Below are 18,602 nucleotides of genomic sequence, written 5' to 3' on the forward strand. Positions count from 1 at the left end.
CGGGTGGTCTTGGAGGCTTCTGAATCTCGATGCGCTTATTCTCCCGTGCCTCCGGCTTCCTTCAGCACGTGAATCATCTCATCATGGACGCTGCCGTTGCTGGCCACCACATGGCGGACGCCCAGGTGGTAAGGTCGGCCTTGGGTGTCCGTCACTTTACCCCCGGATTCCTGCACGAGCAGGGTCCCGGCCGCCATATCCCACGCGTTCAGGCCAACCTCCCAAAAGCCGGACAGCCGGCCTGCCGCCACATACGCCAGGTGAAGGGCTGCGGATCCGCCGGAGCGGATGTTCCGGACCTGCGGCACCATGGCCTCCAGCCCCTTCATGTTGCTGCGCAGCGCCGTGCTGCGGTCCGGCGGGAAGCCGGTCGCCACCAGGCTGTCCGACAGCTTCTCCGCCCGGTCCACCTGCATGCGGCGTCCATGAACGTACGCCCCCTTGCCCTTCTCCGCCACGAACAGCTCGTCGCGGTTCGGGTCATACACGACCCCTACCACCACCTCGCCCTTATAGGCCAAGGCGATGGAGACGCTGAAGAACGGGAAGCCATGCACGAAGTTGGTGGTGCCGTCCACCGGATCGACGATCCACAGGTACTCCGCTTCGCTGGCCTCCTCCAAGGCTTGGATCGAGGCCGCCGCTCCCGGCTCCACGCCTTCCTCCCCCAGGAAGGAATGATGGGGGAAGTGGGTCAGGATCAGGTTCCGAATCATCTGCTCGGAGCCCTTGTCCACCTCCGTCACCAGGTCTTGGGGCGAGGTTTTTATATTCAGGCTGGAGAAGTCGCCCAGTTTGCTCTTGATCCATTCGCCGGCTTTGGCTGCCGTGTTGATGGCAACTGCCGTGAAACTTTTGCTGCCCACGGTAAAAGGCTGTTTTTCTTCATTGGCCATTGTCATCCACTCATTTCCTTATCTATCGTTTCTTAGATTCAGTATAAGTGATCCGGCACCCGAAAAGCTACTTGCGAATGCACCAAAAATCCTCGTCACTTCTGACAAAAGCGCTTACATGCCCAGCCTTTTCCTTCGCCTTATCCGCGAATGTCCGTTCGCAATTCTTGAAGTCTCTCCTGATTCTTAAAAGCTCTGAATTCTCTCCACTTCATATAACCCACCCCGACGGTCAGAATAGGATGGCGCAGCAGCTTCCTCCAATTCCGGACGAAGGCCATTAACCGGTACGGTCCGAACTGCTTCCTTGCAAGCTCCGGGTACTTCCGCTTATAGGGCTCGAAGGTGCCCCCATAATAGCCTTTCTTCTTCACCGTCCGGCTCAGTTGAAGATTACCCTCATCATGGAGAATGATGGAACCGGTTCTTCCCACCGTTCCGATGCCGAGTATGCGGTTATGAAAATCCATATCCTCCGCCGCTATCATGGCCGGGTCATAGCCGCCGATCCGCTCGAAGTCCTCCCTGCTCACAAATCTTGCGGATTCCACCAGCGGGTCCCCCCAATAACAATCCCGCTCCAGCCGCTTGCAGCGGGCCCAGAAGCCCTCTCCAACGGAACGTTCGGGAATGATCACTCCCCTGTGGCCCTTCTTCCATTCCCTTAGACATTCTTCTACAACGCCAGGCTCCAGGTACATGTCCGAATCGATGAACAGGAGGAAATCCCCTTGCGCCAGGCGGGCCGTCGCATTTTTCTTTTGCGGGAACGTAATGCCCTCCCCCATATCGGTATAAGTGACCAGCGGGTGATAGTCCGCGAAGTAAGATCTGGTTTCGTCCGTTCCCCCGTTATCGGCAAGGATGATCTCGCACACAGGACGGCTCTGCCCGAGAATGGAATCCACACACCGCTTCAGCGTGCGCATGGAATTGTAGACCGGAATAATGACACTTACCCTATCCATGTGTGTTCCTCCCGTGTCTCTCTAGAGTCTGCTGTAGAAAACCATCAAAAATATCCACGGTGCGCTCCCATGTATACTCCCCCGCCAGTTCATAGGCTTGTGCGGATAGAGCGTCCCGGTAGGACGGATCGCCGATGATGCGGAGCACGGCCTTCGCCATTTCCTTCGGGTCCTCGGGGACGACGATTCCCGTTCTCCCGTCCTGCACCGCATCCCGAAGCCCCGCTACCCGGTATACGACGGATGTCGTGCCAACGGCAGCCGCTTCCAGAACCATACGTCCCCACCCCTCCCTTACACTGGTAGCCACACAGCACCAGGCTTCGGCAAGCAGGCGGTTTCGTTCCCCGTCGCTGACATTCGGATAAATCGAGATCCCCGGTGTCTCCCGCACGTATGCCGGCGGCTCCCCTCTTCCTATGATTCGCAGCTCTGCATCGGGGTACTGCTCCCGAACGGCGAGAAATGCTTGAACGGCATGCTCGAGCCGCTTCGCTCTCGCACCGAACCGCGCCAAAAACACCAATGTGGGATGGGCCGTCTTCGGCATACATGCGCCAAGCTCCACTCCGTTGGGGGCCACCTCATGCGGCCCTTTCCATCCTGCTTGAAGCAGATCCTCCAGTGTGCTGGGTGATACGGTGAGGAAGGGGACCTGGCGGTAGGCGGCGATACACGCTTTCTCCAGCGGTCTGCCGATCCAACTCAGAGGAGGCGTCGTCTCATAATTCCACACCTCGTAAGCAAGCTGGTGGATGAAGGCCACTCTGGCTGCCTGAAGAGGCACAAGCGGCGTCATAAAACCAAAGGTATTGATCTGATCCAAGATCAGGTCATACTTCTTCCTTGCGAGCCAGGAATGCACATAGCCCGCCGGATACACGCTCATCCCCTGTGCGCCATACTCCAGCTTAATGCCGCCGTAGGAATCAGGCCTGCTGCCCTCCATACCCGCACTGTACCAGGTCACGTCATATCCTCTTGCGGCAAGCCCCCCTAGCACTCGCTCGGTATAAATTTCGGCCCCTCCTGCCTTAGGATGCTTCGGACCGCGCCAGCTCATCATCAATAGTTTCATCCCATTGGCTCCTGTAACCGTAATTCGATTAATTTCGACTTTATTATACCATTTTCGCCCATTCTCTCACTGAAAAAAATGATATAATGTGTGAAGATGGTCCTTCCATTCTAAGCCCATAGGGGGAACTCCCAATGCATCGAGCAAGCCGATTCATGCTTCTCGTCCTATTAGCCGTCTGTATCGCCTTAGCCTATCAAGCCCTGGCTGCCTATGCCGGAGGAGGCAACTCCTCCAGCAATATCATCGATAAGCAGAATCCGATTACGAATGTCGTGAACGTTTACGGGGGCAAACCCTCCAATCCGGGAAACTGCAGTAAGAAATCATGCCAATAACTCGAATGGCGGGTATGGGAAGACGGCTCCGCATGCTCCTTGCGAACCATTCGTTGTATGTGGCTTTGGACTGGGGAACAAGCCTGTTCACGTTCTCCTTTATGGTTCTGGTCTATCGGATGAGCGATGGAGGCGGCGACCTGAGCCATAATTCCTGGCTCCTGAATCTGATTACGACTTCCCTGTTCATCTCCATGGCTGCCCAATACCTGGCTATGCTCAAGCGGTATTCGGTCCTCCATGCCTATTGCTCCATTCTGCCCGTATGGGCCGCTGAATCGGCGCTGCTGCTCCTGCTCGTGCCGCTTGGACAATGGATCCTGCTGGTCTATCTGCTGGCAGCCAATCTCTTCTATCAGTGCGTCAGGGGCTATTGGATGTCCAGCGGGCGCCTTGCTGCCGCCGCCTTGGCCGGCTTGACGGAACAGGTGCTGCGCTTATCGGGTCTGCTCGTGCTCTTAACCGTGCTCGAATGGGACGTTTCCCAGGCGATGATCGGAAGCACAGCCATCGCCTACACCCTGATGCTTCTTTTCTCACTGGCTGTGTGGTTCCGTCAGCGGTCTCCAATTGCGTGGAAGCCGGACTTCACCGGCGCCTGGAAGTATGCCGCCTTCTACCTGGGCGTCTATCTCATCAGCTCCGCAGATATACTAAGCGTCAGACTCCAGCATGGAAACGGAGATCTGGTTGCGCTGCTGAAGCCATGGGGACAGATGATCTATACGCTATCCCTGCCGTTCATCAATGTCCTCCTGAGCTTATGGGGCCAAGGGCGTCCCTCCGCCCGGTGGATGCTTCGAATTGTCCTGCTGTATGCCGCTTACTGGTTCGGCACCATGCTGTTCGCAGGCTCCGTGAATGCTCTGGTGTTCCATCATGCTTTGCCGTCACGACTCTTCATCTCCTTGACCGTCCTGGAGCATATCTGCATCTCGGCCTTCTCGGCGGTGGCTCAGCGCCTGCTTCAGGAAGACAGGAGCATCCGGGCCGTCCTGGCTCTTTTATTTTCGTCTGCCGCAGGGATTGCCGTGATCTCCTACAGCACCCAAGGCGTTCTGATGTATACGTGGTTTACGATTCTGTTCGCCTTAAGCTTCGGGTTGTCCCTGAGCCTCTACTTCCGCAAATGAAGGAACACCGCGATGAGACATTCACAATCCCCTTCCGATAAGAAGGAACGCCTTCTTCATCTCCTGGTCCAGGTCTGCATCGGCGTCCTGGTCGCGCTGGCCACCTGGAACGTATGGTATCCATCTGGTTATTTGGTGTTCAGCGATTTTGACTTTGGGATCAACGACCGTACGTATATCACCCGGATTTTCGGGCTGTTCAACGAGTATTTTTCATCCACGAACTTTTTCAATTTATCCCGGCTCGATTTTATTTTCCCCTTTTACCTGCTATCTGTAGGCTTCGGCTCCCTGCTGCCGCATTTCCTGCTTCGAAGCCTGATTCTGTTCTGTCTGGTCTTCTCAGCCCTGAGCATGTTCAGGCTATGCCGCACGCTGCTTCAGCAGCACTTCGGTGACTTCCGAAGCCCGCTGCACCTGGCCGGACTCATGATTCCCTCCCTGTTTTATGCCTTGAATCCATGGGTGATCATCCGGCTTCAGCACATTTTTCTTGTGGTCGGTTATGCCTTCTTCCCGTTGGTCATCCTCTATTTCCTGAAGCTTCTGAACTATAAGAGCCCCGAGGATGCGCCCCTTCCGGAAGCCACGATGGAGGAAACAGGGACTAGGCGGGGGAAAGCACGCCATCGCCACTTCCGGCGCAAGCATGCGGTGGGAGAGCATATTCTTGCCGTCAAGCTTGCATTTGTATTCAGTCTGGGCTGTGCGGCCATCCATTACTTTTTTTATTACTCCATCACCATGGGACTCCTATGGCTCGTTTTCCTGTGCAGAGATCTAATGAACCGTTCCGGCCCGGCTCTAAGCGTCTGGAAGCATTATTGGCGGAAGCTGCTTATTATGGGACTGTGGGTTGTTCCCTTCATTTCCTACTGGCTCATCCCTTATTTCGCATCCACCTTCTTTTTGTCCATCGAACCGCAAAACGTCAATGTTTCGGATACGCTTACTCTTTTCTCCCGATACAGCGACATTCCACATGTGCTCTATCTGGCTTCCTATTGGTGGCCCATGTTCAATACCCAACACTATTTGGATACGGGCTTCTGGATCGGAGGCGGCGTATTCCTGGCCCTTATCGCCTACACCGTCTTTTACCGGTACGGCTGGCACTTCTATATCCGCTTGTTCACTTGGTGCGCCGCCGTCAGCCTGTTAATCGCTCTGGGAGTGAATACGGCCGTCATTCGTGATGTCAATGTCTTCGTCGTGACCAAGATTCCGATTATCGGGCATATCTTCCGGGACCCGAACAAGCTGATCGGGCCGATGGCTCTCTTCTTCGCCGTCCTCCTCTCCTTCGGCATTGACCGGTTCGTTCATTTCCTTGAATATTCCGGCTACCATGCCCTGGTCCGCATCAGCTTCATCCTGCTTCTCCTGCTGTGCCTCGTGGGATATTACCGTCCTTACGAATACATATTCGCCGACAACTACTATGCCGGACGGAGCGTGCCCAAGGCCTATACGGAGGTGCAGGACCGCTATCTTCCAGGGGGCAAGATTCTGTGGAATCCGACCATGGAGAACATGCTCGTCTCCAACGGCATCTCCAGCTATGACTGGAACACGACGGACACGGAGATGAAGATGAAGTCCAGCGGAGACTTCCACATGTACTCCAGCCATAAGCCCACCATCACGCAGAACGAGGGAAACTCGGGGATTATATCTTACCTCCATTCCTTCATCCAATCTCTCTTGGATACGGGGGGAGCACAGCATCTGGGTTCCCTCCTCTCCTGGTCCGGGTTTAATGAACTGGGCTTCCATCAGGATGTGTACGGCCAAGACGAACGGCAGCAGTACAATCTGAAGGTCCTGGAATCCCAGCCCGACTTGTCGCTTCACTACAGGAACGACCCGATCCGGCTGTATCGCACCCCCGACACGCAAGCGGATTTGTCCGCCTCCAACCGTTTGGTGTATGCCACCAATGGACTCAGCAGCCTTATGGGGCTGCTGGATTACCGCGCCCGGCTGAAGCTGGAGACCAAAGAGACCGCTCTCGTCTGGGCCCCGCAGAGGCTTCAGCAGCCCTCCCTCGCCGATCAAGACTTGATCGTGGGCGACAGCTGGCATGATATGGCCTTCCCCTTATTGGACAGGAAGTTCTTCTCCTTTCCCTTCCAGGTCATTAACACGGGAAACCCCTACAATGGCTGGGCGAAGACCTATATGAAGACACCGGACTGGAGCTGGCTCATCAAATCCAACCATATTCAGACCAACGAATGGGATTACGACTATGGAGAAGGAATTGCTTATACCTACACCTCCAGCCGGGTAGCGGAGCCCTCCTACAAAGCCGATCTGATCAAGGGAAAGCCGATTGTCACCACAAAAGACCTATGGGACAACTTCTTCGTCCCGGATAATCCGAGTCTCTTCTCGCTCCAATATACTCCGGACTCGGGCCAGGAGGATGCCGTGCTGTCCGGAACCGTCTCGAAGTATTCCGGAGGCTCCGCCATTTGGCAGACGGCCCACTCCAAACGGATTCACTTTGACGGAGCTGCGCCGCAGTTCCTTCGTATCGAAGCCGTGGTTTCCGGTATTCATGCCGGGAAGATGCATTTTAAAGTCAAGTTTCTAAACGAGGCTCTGGAGGAGCTCCAGGTGGCCTACATCAATAAGGACAGCTCGGATGCCAATTTCACCAAGGCCCGGATGTACAACGATACGGCCGTTCCGGAGGATACCCGGTATATGGAGGTTCAGCTTCTCAGCTCCGATGATACCAGTCAAAATATTTACTTTACCATCCATGATTTTCAGATCAGCGACATCTCCGCTTCCGTCGTGCCGAACCGGCTGACGGTGGCCGTTCCAACCGCAGCCGCCGATAGCTCCTCCAGCTATCGCACCTTTATCCGGCTGTTCCGGTCCGTTTCGGGGGGAAGCCTGTCCGTTGCCGATTCAACCGGGCGTTCGATGAGCTTGAATACCCGCAGCTCTGAAAACCGTCTGGTATGGGTGGATCTGGGGGAACTACCCTTGAACGGCAAGCTGGACATCACCCCCATGAGCGGTTTGAATGTGGTCAACGCCGTCATCACCATTCCTGCAGCACAATATGCAACGATCCGTGAAGACTTGTCACAGCGTTTGCGAGGCTCTCAGGCGGACATCAGTCTGGTCTCGCAGCACTATACCGTGGACTCCCCAATCCGCTTGGACACTATGTCCGATATACGGACTTATCCGAATACCTTGATGGAATCCTTCGTCCCTGTCACGTCCGGCACGGTCTCGAAGACGATCGATATCCTGCGGGAGGGCAAGTATTCCTTCTTACTGAACGGTTCAATTCCAGACGGCAGCCGGGTCCGGATCTCCTTTCTTCCTGAGACCGGAGGGGCTCCCGTCGTTCTGGAGCCTGCGGCGGCGGCACCCGTACAGGTGAATCGCAGCATGGAGGGCCTTTACAACGAGGTGAAGGTTGAAGAGAACCACTACTTCCTTCGTCTCCGGAATCAGGCGCTTCCCGGCTGGGATGTGAAGGAATATGCCTTCAAGCCCGTCCTGCTTCATCAAGGATCCTATAAGATCGAGATGTCCGTGCAATCCGCAGCACCCAATCAGGCACAGCTGAAAAGCGCTCACGTGCTAGGTGACGATGAGATTCGAGTTCCGGAGAATCAGATTGACCTGGAACAGAATCTGCTGACCTACTACATGATGAATCATGAGACGCTTTCCTTGAATTCCGCCGGCTTCAACGCAGACGGTGCCCGCTTCCGCAGCGCCCGCACCTCCAGTCCCCGCTGGTTTATCATCGGCTTGAACCGCATTCCCGTGAAGAAGGGGCAGCTTCTCGTTTTCCAAGCCGAGGCGGGCTTCGAAAACCTGAAGAATCTGCATACCAAGCTCATGTTCTTAGACGGGAACGGACTGTTGGCGGAATCGAAATATACCGAGCTTATCGAAAAGCCCGGCTCCACCCGGTTCTATCTGATGACGGAAGCACCCGTAGACGGGTGGGTGCAACCCTGCTTCTTCTATAACGGGAACAAGGACCTCGATGGGATGCTGACCGTGCGCAGCTCCCAACTCTACATCGTGGATGATCTTGTGAAGCTGGAGAGCACCGCGATGCTTCCCGCCGAGGTGCAGCAGCCCTCCGCTGCCCCCGAGCTAACCGTTGATGCCGATGGCTTCCGTGCCCGCAACGCCCGGTATGTTATTTCGAACGAGGCCTATCATCCGATCTGGCAGCTGCACGGTGACGGTATAGCCACGCCATTCTCCATGAACCTGCTGCACAACGGTTTTCAATTGGAATCTAACGACGCGTCCGGAAGGATCTCCATTCACCCCGTGTTAAACGGAATTTACATTCTGTTTCTCATCGTCTCCGTTCTCTTTCATCTTGCCGGGGCCGGACTGCTCGTTTACCACCGTCTCATCAGACCGTCAACCCCAGGAAAATAACAAAGCCCTCTGCCATTGGCAGGGGCTTTGTCGTTTTTCTGGCGCAGAATCTCTTAACGGGGATCATCGCGGTGCAGCGGAGGTAGAGCAAGCCTTCCGTAGGCCTCCTCCAGCAATTCAGGCAAGCTCCGGCTGTCGGGCGGGCAGTGAATGGCAGCACAGGACCATTCGATGTCCACAGGAAGCCGCTTGATCGCTTGGAAGATGTGGTGGCAATATTCCGGCACACGGTCCGCACCCACATCCGGTAGGAGCAGGATGAAGTCGTACCCGGACAGCCGGCAGACCCGATCCTCCTGCTGAAGCCCCCATTGAAGCTCCTTGACGAACCTGGAGAGAATCATATTGCCCTTCGCTCTGCCGAATCTCTCCTTCCACCGGTGGAACCCCCGGAAGTCAATTAAGAGGATCGTTAGCTGCTTCCCGCTTCTGCGTGCCTCATCAGCCAGTTCCGGGAAGATCTTCTCGGCATAGTGCCGATTATAGGTTCCGGTCGCTCTGTCGAAGATGGCGGTTGCCGGCCGCAGTCCGAACAGCTTGCTCCATATCCGCCGCATTACTTATGCTCCGCAACCGGCAGAGCGGTAGTGGGGGACCGCAGGCTCTTGTTGATGGCTCTTCTCTTCACAAGAGCATAATCCGCAAAGCCAATCAAGGACGACCATACCGCCCGCAGATTGACGCTGCTTTCCTCCGATAGATGTGTGAGCCGGACGGAGCATTCTTCGATCAAGTAGCCGGACATCTCAATGAGATCGGTCATTTCCAGCTCATAGAGAAATCCCGTCTCCGTTAGTCTGAGAAAGAGACGGCGTGCCAGGTCCCCATGATACAATTTACAGCCGAATTGGGTATCCGATATCCGGTGACCCAAGACCAGCTTGCGCAGAACGAATAATCCCAGCGTCATCGCAGATCGACCGAAGCCCCTGGTTCTCGAACATACCTTATCTCCAAATGCGGTTACATAGACCGCCCCTACCTTCTCGCTCTTGCTTAACCAAAGCATGATCCCCAAATATTTCTCCAGGGGGACAGGCAGGTCGGCATCGTTCACGAGAATCATCTTGCCGCTGCTGGCCAGTACGCCACGGCGAACGGAATAGCCTTTGCCGTAGCACCGGTCATTGTCCAGTACGGTGACGCAAGGATTCGAAGCCGCAAGCTCCCGGGCGACCGCCAGGGTGTCGGACTCGGATTTTTCCACGACCAGAATGATCTCAAAGGTTCCAATCTCCGGCGTATGCTCCGCCAGCGTCTTGATATACCGTACCGTTTCCGACAATACCCGGCCTTCCTTGTAGCAGGGGATAACAATGCTGAGATCCATGTACACACACCCTTTGGTTAAGTTGTCTGGTGCCCATCCGTACAACGGTTCGGTTCAATCAGCTGGTAAAGCCGGGTCATCCCATTATTTGGTTAAAACGCAGCAAAAGGCCATTCCAAATAAGGAAATGGCCGGTTGCACTAGTTGCTCCATTGAAGCCAAGTGCCCAGATAAGGCTTCAATCTCATCGCATCCATCTACAGTAATCTACATTTATTTACATTATATTTCATGATTTTCCCGGTTCTCAATAGACCTTTTCTACTATATGTCCGAATATTTGGACAAAAAGCCCCACTGTTTTCACAGTGGGGCCATAATTTACGTGACTATCGACTCATCCGAATCGATACGTGATCCCGTACCCGCCCTTCGGGTAACGCCATTCGATGTTGTCCGAGGAGCAGGCGATGCGGCACGTGCCGCACTCGACGCAGTTCTCGTAAGCGACCCGGTTCACCTTGGCCGCCGCATCCCACTCGTACACCTCGGCGGGACAGACGGTGGTGCAGGTTTTGCCGGTGCAGCGGACGCAGACTTCCGCGCTCTTCACGGCCAGGTGGGACGCATCGTCGCACTTGTACCGGATTGAAAACAGCTTATCCGTAATGGCAGCTTGGCTCATCCGTTGATCGACCTCCATCCTTTGACGCCCAGCTTCACCAGGTTCATGGTGCCGCCGGCGGCTTGCTTGATCAGCTGCATAGCCTTCTTCTGCTTCTCGGCCTTGGTGGCGCCGTCCACGAGGAACATCTCATACGCCGCCTGGTTGACTGCCCGGGGCAGCCTCTCGAACAGCAGCTCCGGATCCTGCTCCTTCAGGAGCTTATGCATGCCCTTGTACTTCTTCAGGTCCGCCATGACGAAGGAAGCGCGGATCGCCTGATCGTACTGCTTCATGGCGGCGGCGCTGAAATCCCCCTTCGCCTTGCAGGCGATGACGGCTTCAGCGGCCAGACGGCCGGATACCATGGCCAGGTTCGTGCCCTCCCGGTGCACGAAGTTGACCAGCTGGGCGGCGTCGCCGGTAATGCACCAGCCGCTGCCCGACATTGGCGGGATAGAGTGGAAGCCGCCCTCCGGAATGAGATGCGCCGCATACTCCTTCACTTCGCCGCCCTGGATCAGCTTGCGGATGGACGGATGCTTCTTCACCTCGTCCAGAAGCTCGTGAGGCTTCACCTTCTTCTCCCGCAGGTGGCCGACCATGACGCCGATGCCGAGCGAGATCGATTCCTTATTCGTGTACATGAAGCCCATGCCAGCCATCCCCTTGGAGGTCTCGCCCATAAACTCCACGGTGACGCCTTCGTCCCCCTCCACCCCGAAGCGGTCCTCGATCTTCTCCTTCGGGAGCATGATGATCTCCTTCACGGCCAGAGATACCTCGTCCGGATTCCATTCCCGGTGCACGCCCATGGCTTTGCCTAGGAGGGAGTTGACCCCGTCGGCGATGATGACCACATCGGCGTAGATATCGCCGTCCTCCCGGTCCGTCCGCACGCCCACCACCCGGTCGCCTTCCCGGATCACGTCGACCGCGCAGGTTTCGTAGACCGGCAGTGCGCCTGCCGCTACCGCCTTCTCTGCGAACCATTGGTCGAACTTGGCCCGCAGGCCGGTGAAGCAGTTATATGGGCTGCTGTAAGCCGCATTCCGGTGGCTCAGCATCGTGGAGGAGTCCTTGCCCATCATCCACATGCGCTGCTCCACGATATACCGCTCGATAGGCGGATTCTTCTCCGACAGGAAATCCGGCACCAGCTCCTCGATCTGCTGGCGGTAGAGGACGCCGCCGAAGACGTTCTTGGCGCCCGGGTATTCGCCCCGCTCCAGCAGGATGACCTTCAGCCCCGCACGGGCCAGCGTCAGCGCCGCCGCACTGCCCGCAGGGCCTGCGCCGACGACGACCGCATCGAATTTCTCATTCATGGTTATACCCCTCCCGCTGCTGCGGTCTCCAGCATGGACAAGCCGCCCCGCCGCGCTTTAATCTCGGCCGTTATGGCCGGCACCACCTGGAACAGATCTCCTACGATGGCGTAGTGGGAGATCTGGAAGATCGGCGCCTCCGGGTCCTTATTGATGGAGACGATGATGTCCGAGCTCTGCATGCCCACCGTATGCTGCACCGCTCCCGAGATCCCCACCGCAAAAAACAGCTTCGGCCTCACCGTATGCCCCGTCTGCCCGATCTGCCGCTCGTGGCCCACCCAGCCGGCATCCACCGCCGCACGGGTTGCCCCGACCTCTCCGCCCAGCGCATCCGCAAGCTCCCGGAGCATGGCGAACGCCTCCAGTCCGCCCATGCCCCGGCCTCCGGCGACGATGACCTCCGCCTCCTCCAGGTTCACGTGGCTCACTTCCTCGATGAAGTCAAGGACCTTGGCCGCGATGGACGCCTCCTCGAAGGTCTCCGTCATCCGGACGATCTCGCCGGTCCGCTCCGGTGCCTTGGGCAGCGCCTGGAACACGCCCGCCCGGGCCGTGGCCATCTGGGGCCGGTACTGCTTGCACAGGATCGTCGCCATCATCTTCTCGGAAAAAGCTGGTCGGCTCGCCATCAGGAGCCGTGAGGGATGTGGCTCCACGTCCAGCTCCGTGCAGTCTGCCGTCAGACCCGTGGGCAGGTGGGTCACGATGGCCCCCGCCAGGTCTCTTCCCGTCGCCGTCGCTCCGTACAGGACGATCTCCGGCTTCACCTCACGGAATACCTTGAGGCAGATCTCGCTATAGGGCCGGGTCCGGTAATCCAGCAGCTCCGGCGCCTCCACCAGATAGACCCGGTCCGCTCCGTAAGCGATGGCCTCCTGGGCCAGATGCTCCGCCTGGTGCCCGATCACCAGCGCCAGAAGCGGCGCCTCCAGCTTATCGGCCAGCTTCCGCCCTTCCCCCAGGAGCTGCCAGGATACCTTCTTGGCCGTTCCCCGCCGGTGCTCCACTACGATCATGACGCCGCGGTATGCCGACCAATCCGGTGCCGCCGTCTCCAACCGTTCTTCACTCATCGCATGCCCCTCCTCTTATCTCCCGTTATCCATGCCGCTTACCAGCCCAGCCGCTTCGGCAGCTCCTCCGCCCACAGCTTGCCGGCCAGATCCGTTGCAAGCTCCTGTGCGGTGGCGCCCTCCACCCGTACGGTGTTGGCCTTCTTCAGCTCCGGCACCCAGGTCTTGCCCACGATGGTTGGGGAGCCCTTCAGACCGATCTTCGTCTTATCCAGCTCGGGGAAATCCGCCGCCGTCCAGACCGCCGCCTTGTATCTCGCCGCCCGGATCATGCCGGGGAGCGTGGCCCGCCGGATCTTGTTCAGCTCCTTCAGCGCCGTCAGCAGCACCGGCATGGAGGTCTCCGTCACCTCTACGCCGTCCTCCATCTGCCGGTGAACCCGGACCCGCCGGGTCTCCGGGTTGACGTCCGCCACCTTGCATACATACGTCAGCTGGTCCATGTTCAAGCGGCACGCCACTCCGGGACCAACCTGCCCCGTATCTCCGTCCAGCGTCTGCTTCCCGCAGAACACCATGTCTACGGGGCCCCAGACCTCTCCGATCTTCCGGATCGCCAAGCCCAGCACGTAGGAGGTGGCCAGCGTATCCGCACCGGCGAAGCCCCGGTCGGTAACCAGCACCGCCTCATCCGCCCCGAGGGAGATGCATTCCTTCAATCCCTTCTCCGCCGGCGGAGGGCCCATGGTCACTACGGTCACCCGGGCCCCGAACTGATCCTTCAGCCGCAGCGCCTCCTCCAAGCCGTGCATGTCATAAAAATTGACGATGCTGGGAACGCCCTGCCGGATCAGCGTGTTGTTCTTCGGATCGATCCGGATTTCCCTGCTGTCGGGCACCTGCTTGACACAAACAACTACATGCAGCAAGTGAAGCACCTCCGTTTTTCGTTGTTCCGCCGGAACCGGGAGTAAGCGGCGGACTTTATAATGATTTTTACATTAGAAATGATAGCGCTTTCATAAATCTGTGTTAGAATTTCGCTAGTGCTGTATCTCCCCCGCTATCACCATATTCCACGAATTCCACAGCCTGAACACAATTCCTACATTGTGAATAAATTCATTTGTTGCAGACCCCCATTTTGCTTATCAGCTGTCAAACTTTTGACATAAATTCATAAGAAAGCGCTATTTTAACCCCTTTCTACTCCTGATATGGGTGCGGATGGATAGATTTGTTCACCAGTTCGGCATGCAAGCCCCATCTGGCCCTATGCTTACTGCTATGGACTTCTGACTGGAGCCACCCCATGCTGCCTTTTCCATTCGTGAATTATTTCACTAGTACAGTGCCGGCATTTTGATTTACACAGTTTCTGGAATACGGTCCCACCTACACCCAATAAAATGAAAAACCCGCCAGCAATGACGGGTTCTTAATAACCATATGATTCCTGTCAGCATGCAGGCGGTTTCGACCTAGAGTGCTCCGGTCCGGAATTGCTGATGAGTGTAGATCGTTCCGAGATGCTGCATCAGGTCCTGAAGCTCCACCGATTCCAGTCCCAGCATGTTCGCCAGGATGCTTTCGGCCACTTGCCGACTGCCCAACATTTCACCCAATTCCTGCACATTGCTCTGAAGCTTCGTCTGCCGCTGGAGCGACATATACGATTTGGCCAGCATAGCCCCCATTGTTGCGCGATCTCCTCTCTTCCTTTCCACAGGAAAAAAAAGAACCCCCGGGTGCTTCCCGGAGGAGGGCATCCCTTTGGCGGCCCGGCTGTCGTGGTCCCCGTTCGGAGACCTTAGACCCGCGGCTTTGCGTCGCTGCCTTTCGGCAGGTTTGCCTTTTTCAGTGGAAATGGTTCGTTGGTATTAAGTTAACGATACCGTGACTCGCAGATTTTGTCAAAGGGTAATTCCAAATGTCGGAAAAATTGAGTCTTAAGTCTCAATTTCCACACTGGCCTGATCCAATCGCCTTACTCCTTCCAGGCCGGGCAGCTCCTCCATCAGCTTGAACAAGGCTCCGTCCTTCATCTTCGCCTCGATCATCACATCCAGAGCGGGCGTCATGGGGGCGACGGCCCGTAGGAAGCCGGCCAGCGGAGCGGCCTCCACATAATCCGCATGGGCCCGGACATCCTTGTCGTTCTTCGGGCTGGAGACATGGATCTTGGGCGGAAGGGCGGGGAGACCGACGGAAGCCTCCGGATCCGTTCCGGCGCCCTCCCAGGTCTTGCCGATCCTCGGCCACAGCTCCGCGGCATCCTCTCCGGTATGGTTCACCATATGATGGTGAAGATCCAGCACCATCGGCGCCCCCACTTCCTCGCAGACCTCCAGGGTCTCGAGAGCTGTGAAGGTCTTATCGTCGTTCTCCAGGGTAATGCGGCCCCGAACCTCCGGACGCAGCTCTTCGAAGTGCCGGATGAAGCGGTCCCGGGCCTTCTTTTTGTCGCCGTAGGTGCCTCCGATGTGGATGTTGCACTTGGCGCTTCCGTTCAGGCCCATGGCCGTTAGCATGGCGTGGTGCCGCTCCAGGTCGGCCATGGAGGACTTCAGCACCTCCGCACGGGGCGTCGACAGCACGGTAAAGTGGTCGGGATGGAAGCTTGTCCGCATCCGGTGCTGCCGGACATATTCCCCCAGCTCGGCGAAGTCATCCGCCAAGGCGGGCATCGGATCCCAGCCGTTCAGAAGCTCGTGGCCGGCCAGCGGGATCAGCTTGGAGGAGAACCGGTACAGGCGGATGTCGTGGGCCCGGTTATGGCGAAGCAGCCGCAGCGTGTTGCGGATGTTCTCGGAGGCCAGGCGTTCCAGCTTACGGATGGCGGCCTCCCGGTCCTCCAGCTTGGCGAAGCTGGTGGCGGTCATCGTTTTGGACGGAGAAGCGTTGCTTACGGAGGTGGACATGGCTACGTAACCGAATCGTACGATCACACTTTTTGCCTCCCGCGCAGTATAGTCCGTTATACCGTACCCGGGTTCCCGCCGTTTCATTCTCCGGCAGCCTTCCTCTCCGTGCGGGACATGGGGTGCTTGGGAGATGAAGGCCATAGATGGCCTTCATTCCGCCGCAGCCCCCTGCTGCATCAAACGGCTCCGCCCGCTTCGTGCTCTCCGAAGAACATCTCGTGAGCCAGAGCGGTCTGAATGCGGGCCTCCTCCTCCGTCAGCAGCCGGATCAGCTCCATCTCTACTTGGGTAATCTCCTCCCCTTGGAAGTTGATCTCCGCGATGGACGCCAGAATCTTCACGATGGCGATCGCCTTGTTATCCGGAGAATAGGCGATGACCTTCTGGCCGGCCGGAAAAACCCGAAAGCCGGATTTGACCATCTTGCCGCGGCCGTATTCCAACAGATCGTACAGCTCCTGCGTTCGCTTGAACTTGCATACCGAATTGAACTCCGTCGCGAATCCCATATGTCCGCCTCCTTCTATCCTTTCTCTTAAGGATACCATAGGCTCATCCCCTTATTCATCCGATGCCGGGCTCCCCGTTCCTTTCCCCATGGCGTAATCCACCAGCCTTGCGGCCAATTCCGGATACGGTATGCCGGAGAGCTCCCACAGACCGGCGTATGCCCCACCGGGGCGGAGGTCCGGGGCCAGCTCGACGGCATCGACCAAAAGGCGGCCGTCCTCGGCCGCTTCCACGAAGCGGATCAGCACCGCGCCGGATGCATCCAGCAGGTCGGCGGCCTGACGGGCCAGCCGTCCGAGCTGCTGCGCCGTCTCTTCCGGCAGCTTCGCTGGAGCCAGCGGCTGTCCGGGTACTATGCCGGCCCCATTAGCGGAGTCCGCCGCCGCATCGGGCACCGGGGTCCCCTCTCCGATGGCGCTCTGAAGCGGCACCTTGCCGGCCAGCAGCGCGACGAACAGCGCACGGCCGGGGACTTCCTCCTCCGCCATCACCCGGCTATCCGCCGAGAATGCCGCTTCCATAGCCGCCTCTAGCTCAGCGCGGTTCCGGCAGATGATCCCGCCGCCTCTGCAGGAGCGGGCGGGATAAATCCGGCAGGGATACCCGACGGCCATTTCGATCTCCGCCACATAGTAAGCTCCGTTGCCGGCATACCGCTCCCGCGTGAAGGTACGGAAGAGGCCCTGCGGCAGACCGCAATGGGCCAACAGACGCCGGATCACGGAGCGGTCCCTTCCCAGAGCGCACTGGCGAAGATCCGGCCCCGCCATGGGAATTCCCATCAGCTCCGCCAAGCTGGAATAATGCCTCTCCACCCCTTCTGCCCCCCCGTCTCCACAGAGCGGCAGCACCGCATGGAGTCCCGTCAGCACAGCTGGATCGGGGAAGCCGCCGGACGGAATCTCCGGCAGCACCGACACCTCATACCGCTCCGGGTCCAAGAAGGCGGCCCTGCCGGCAGCATCCCCGGTAAGGGCCGGAATGCATCCGTTGATTCCGACTCTGATCTTGCCGTCTCGATTCCCCTCCATCAGCCTTATTCATCCCCTATATGAAAAAATTTGTACTTCGTTCTCTCCGTCCATGCATAGGAATCGGAGTAGTCCCAATACCGGTGCCGGCTGTTGACGGTATGGGCATTGACCAGCGGCATGCCCTGCGGATCGAAGGCCGTGACGATGGTGCTGTGCCCGTAACGGCCGTCACCGTCCCAGCTGTAGCTGATCACGTCCCCGATATCCAGCTTCTTCGGGGAATCGACCGCCACGGCTCGGAGACCGGAAGGTCTCGTGCCGCTCAGATAGGCCTGCAGCGCGTTGGCCACCGCCCAGCTGTAGCTCCAGAGCTCCTGGCTTCCGCTCCTCCCCCGGTACCACCAGCCCGTCTCCCGGCGGCCGGTGTCATGCATGGGAATTCCGCCGGCTAGGATACATTGGGACACATAATTGGAGCAATCCACATCGAATTGGATGAATTTGGGGTTGCTTGAATTCCAATACCGCTCCGCATACTGCCGGACGAGCTCCCGGTTATAACGGCCGCCCGTCTTCCAGGGGGCCAGCTTCTCCCGGACTAGAAGCGGCTGGACGGACGGCAGGGTGATGTCCTCCTCCCCTGCCTCCAGCGCCGTCGGAGAGGAGGCGGCTTCCGAGCTTTCCGACAAGCGGGGTGAAACGGACGCGATCATCCATTTGCCGCCAGGCTTGACGGTCAGCAGTACCGTTTCGATCTGCTGGGTTTCGGTCTCGCAGGGGACGCCCCGGCTCTCGCCCTCCAAGCGAGTCTGCAGCATGATGCCGGCACAGACCTGAGCTTCCTCCTGCCGCACATCGAGGATCCGCAGCCGGGTCTCGGCGGAGAGGGGAACCAGCCCCCGTTCCCGGTGCTGTCTGCGGCGCCGGTCCTGGAGCAGGCGCAGCCGCTCGGCATACGCTTCGTCTCCGGTTGCCCGGACGGGTCCGCTCCAATCATAGTCAACCTCCATTTGGTTGCGGGCATGGATGAAATCGTACAGAGCCACCCTCCAGGACATGCCGTTCC

17 protein-coding genes and 2 riboswitches are annotated in these 18,602 nt (G+C 57.9%); of the genes, 3 read left to right on the forward strand and 14 right to left on the reverse strand.

From position 1 onward, the window contains the following. Window positions 1-35: 35 nt before the first annotated feature. The 3 genes from ACSEXW_RS03880 to ACSEXW_RS03890 all read right to left on the reverse strand — a co-directional run bounded on the left by ACSEXW_RS03880 (window position 36) and on the right by ACSEXW_RS03890 (window position 2,942). Window positions 36-896 (reverse strand): inositol monophosphatase family protein, encoded by an 861-nt coding sequence (locus ACSEXW_RS03880; protein WP_438444843.1) that lies wholly within the window; start codon window positions 894-896, stop codon window positions 36-38. 140 nt (window positions 897-1,036) lie between these two features. Further along, window positions 1,037-1,864: a glycosyltransferase family 2 protein gene (locus tag ACSEXW_RS03885; RefSeq protein WP_438444777.1), complete on the reverse strand. Its 828-nt coding sequence runs from the start codon at window positions 1,862-1,864 to the stop codon at window positions 1,037-1,039. After that, complete coding sequence (locus ACSEXW_RS03890) at window positions 1,857-2,942, reverse strand: glycosyltransferase family 4 protein (RefSeq protein ID WP_438444778.1); 1,086 nt, start codon at window positions 2,940-2,942, stop codon at window positions 1,857-1,859. Before ACSEXW_RS03890 ends, ACSEXW_RS03885 begins: the two co-directional genes overlap by 8 nt. Before the next feature lie 134 nt (window positions 2,943-3,076). Here ACSEXW_RS03890 and ACSEXW_RS03895 point away from each other — a divergent pair, with 134 nt between their 5' ends. From ACSEXW_RS03895 to ACSEXW_RS03905, 3 genes are read left to right on the forward strand one after another with little or no spacing between them, the layout of a single operon-like run. Further along, window positions 3,077-3,280: a hypothetical protein gene (locus ACSEXW_RS03895; RefSeq protein WP_438444779.1), complete on the forward strand. Its 204-nt coding sequence runs from the start codon at window positions 3,077-3,079 to the stop codon at window positions 3,278-3,280. Then, window positions 3,271-4,413: a hypothetical protein gene (locus ACSEXW_RS03900; protein WP_438444780.1), complete on the forward strand. Its 1,143-nt coding sequence runs from the start codon at window positions 3,271-3,273 to the stop codon at window positions 4,411-4,413. Before ACSEXW_RS03895 ends, ACSEXW_RS03900 begins: the two co-directional genes overlap by 10 nt. A 12-nt stretch (window positions 4,414-4,425) precedes the next feature. Continuing rightward, a complete protein-coding gene (locus ACSEXW_RS03905) occupies window positions 4,426-8,850 on the forward strand; it encodes a hypothetical protein (protein ID WP_438444781.1) in 4,425 nt (1,474 codons plus the stop codon). Between the two features lie 53 nt (window positions 8,851-8,903). Here the strand turns inward: ACSEXW_RS03905 and ACSEXW_RS03910 are convergent, their stop codons facing one another. From ACSEXW_RS03910 to ACSEXW_RS03960, 11 genes are all read right to left on the reverse strand, one after another. Then, a complete protein-coding gene (locus ACSEXW_RS03910; RefSeq protein WP_438444782.1) occupies window positions 8,904-9,407 on the reverse strand; it encodes a GGDEF domain-containing protein in 504 nt (167 codons plus the stop codon). After that, window positions 9,407-10,180 carry a glycosyltransferase gene (locus ACSEXW_RS03915; protein WP_438444783.1) on the reverse strand — a complete coding sequence of 258 codons (774 nt, stop codon included), beginning with the start codon at window positions 10,178-10,180 and terminating at the stop codon, window positions 9,407-9,409. The genes ACSEXW_RS03910 and ACSEXW_RS03915 overlap by 1 nt, the downstream gene beginning before the upstream one ends. Window positions 10,181-10,300: 120 nt before the next feature. Continuing rightward, a riboswitch (cyclic di-GMP riboswitch) is annotated at window positions 10,301-10,384 on the reverse strand. Window positions 10,385-10,517: 133 nt separating this feature from the next. After that, entirely contained in the window at window positions 10,518-10,805 is a 288-nt protein-coding gene (locus ACSEXW_RS03920; protein WP_438444784.1) for a ferredoxin family protein, read from the reverse strand. Continuing rightward, entirely contained in the window at window positions 10,802-12,112 is a 1,311-nt protein-coding gene (locus ACSEXW_RS03925) for an FAD-dependent oxidoreductase (RefSeq protein WP_438444785.1), read from the reverse strand. The genes ACSEXW_RS03920 and ACSEXW_RS03925 overlap by 4 nt, the downstream gene beginning before the upstream one ends. 2 nt (window positions 12,113-12,114) lie before the next feature. After that, window positions 12,115-13,188 carry an electron transfer flavoprotein subunit alpha/FixB family protein gene (locus ACSEXW_RS03930; protein ID WP_438444786.1) on the reverse strand — a complete coding sequence of 358 codons (1,074 nt, stop codon included), beginning with the start codon at window positions 13,186-13,188 and terminating at the stop codon, window positions 12,115-12,117. Between the two features lie 38 nt (window positions 13,189-13,226). Next, a complete protein-coding gene (locus tag ACSEXW_RS03935) occupies window positions 13,227-14,066 on the reverse strand; it encodes an electron transfer flavoprotein subunit beta/FixA family protein (protein ID WP_438444787.1) in 840 nt (279 codons plus the stop codon). 543 nt (window positions 14,067-14,609) lie between these two features. Continuing rightward, the gene (locus tag ACSEXW_RS03940; protein ID WP_438444788.1) at window positions 14,610-14,825 is read right to left on the reverse strand and encodes a hypothetical protein; all 216 of its coding nucleotides are present in this window, start codon (window positions 14,823-14,825) and stop codon (window positions 14,610-14,612) included. Between the two features lie 75 nt (window positions 14,826-14,900). Continuing rightward, window positions 14,901-14,991: riboswitch (cyclic di-GMP riboswitch) on the reverse strand. An 86-nt stretch (window positions 14,992-15,077) separates the two neighbouring features. Beyond that, window positions 15,078-16,076, reverse strand: coding sequence for a UV DNA damage repair endonuclease UvsE (uvsE, locus tag ACSEXW_RS03945; protein WP_438444789.1), 999 nt, complete (start codon window positions 16,074-16,076; stop codon window positions 15,078-15,080). Between the two features lie 152 nt (window positions 16,077-16,228). Next, window positions 16,229-16,561 carry a hypothetical protein gene (locus tag ACSEXW_RS03950; RefSeq protein WP_438444790.1) on the reverse strand — a complete coding sequence of 111 codons (333 nt, stop codon included), beginning with the start codon at window positions 16,559-16,561 and terminating at the stop codon, window positions 16,229-16,231. Between the two features lie 51 nt (window positions 16,562-16,612). Continuing rightward, complete coding sequence (locus ACSEXW_RS03955; protein ID WP_438444791.1) at window positions 16,613-17,593, reverse strand: D-alanine--D-alanine ligase family protein; 981 nt, start codon at window positions 17,591-17,593, stop codon at window positions 16,613-16,615. Window positions 17,594-17,598: 5 nt separating this feature from the next. Further along, on the reverse strand, window positions 17,599-18,594 hold the full coding sequence (locus tag ACSEXW_RS03960) for an amidase domain-containing protein (RefSeq protein ID WP_438444792.1): 996 nt from the start codon (window positions 18,592-18,594) through the stop codon (window positions 17,599-17,601). Window positions 18,595-18,602 lie beyond the last annotated feature (8 nt).

The organism is Oryzibacillus soli (genome assembly GCF_051594765.1).
GTDB lineage: Bacteria > Bacillota > Bacilli > Paenibacillales > NBRC-103111 > Paenibacillus_AR.

Excerpts from the sequence above, each read along its gene's own strand:
- ACSEXW_RS03880 (WP_438444843.1), bottom strand. The coding sequence starts at position 896 with ATGGCCAATGAAGAAAAACAGCCTTTTACCGTGGGCAGCAAAAGTTTC.
- ACSEXW_RS03885 (WP_438444777.1), bottom strand. The coding sequence starts at position 1,864 with ATGGATAGGGTAAGTGTCATTATTCCGGTCTACAATTCCATGCGCACG.
- ACSEXW_RS03890 (WP_438444778.1), bottom strand. The coding sequence starts at position 2,942 with ATGAAACTATTGATGATGAGCTGGCGCGGTCCGAAGCATCCTAAGGCA.
- ACSEXW_RS03895 (WP_438444779.1), top strand. The coding sequence starts at position 3,077 with ATGCATCGAGCAAGCCGATTCATGCTTCTCGTCCTATTAGCCGTCTGT.
- ACSEXW_RS03900 (WP_438444780.1), top strand. The coding sequence starts at position 3,271 with ATGCCAATAACTCGAATGGCGGGTATGGGAAGACGGCTCCGCATGCTC.
- ACSEXW_RS03905 (WP_438444781.1), top strand. The coding sequence starts at position 4,426 with ATGAGACATTCACAATCCCCTTCCGATAAGAAGGAACGCCTTCTTCAT.
- ACSEXW_RS03910 (WP_438444782.1), bottom strand. The coding sequence starts at position 9,407 with ATGCGGCGGATATGGAGCAAGCTGTTCGGACTGCGGCCGGCAACCGCC.
- ACSEXW_RS03915 (WP_438444783.1), bottom strand. The coding sequence starts at position 10,180 with ATGGATCTCAGCATTGTTATCCCCTGCTACAAGGAAGGCCGGGTATTG.
- ACSEXW_RS03920 (WP_438444784.1), bottom strand. The coding sequence starts at position 10,805 with ATGAGCCAAGCTGCCATTACGGATAAGCTGTTTTCAATCCGGTACAAG.
- ACSEXW_RS03925 (WP_438444785.1), bottom strand. The coding sequence starts at position 12,112 with ATGAATGAGAAATTCGATGCGGTCGTCGTCGGCGCAGGCCCTGCGGGC.
- ACSEXW_RS03930 (WP_438444786.1), bottom strand. The coding sequence starts at position 13,188 with ATGAGTGAAGAACGGTTGGAGACGGCGGCACCGGATTGGTCGGCATAC.
- ACSEXW_RS03940 (WP_438444788.1), bottom strand. The coding sequence starts at position 14,825 with ATGGGGGCTATGCTGGCCAAATCGTATATGTCGCTCCAGCGGCAGACG.
- ACSEXW_RS03950 (WP_438444790.1), bottom strand. The coding sequence starts at position 16,561 with ATGGGATTCGCGACGGAGTTCAATTCGGTATGCAAGTTCAAGCGAACG.
- ACSEXW_RS03955 (WP_438444791.1), bottom strand. The coding sequence starts at position 17,593 with ATGGAGGGGAATCGAGACGGCAAGATCAGAGTCGGAATCAACGGATGC.
- ACSEXW_RS03960 (WP_438444792.1), bottom strand. The coding sequence starts at position 18,594 with ATGTCCTGGAGGGTGGCTCTGTACGATTTCATCCATGCCCGCAACCAA.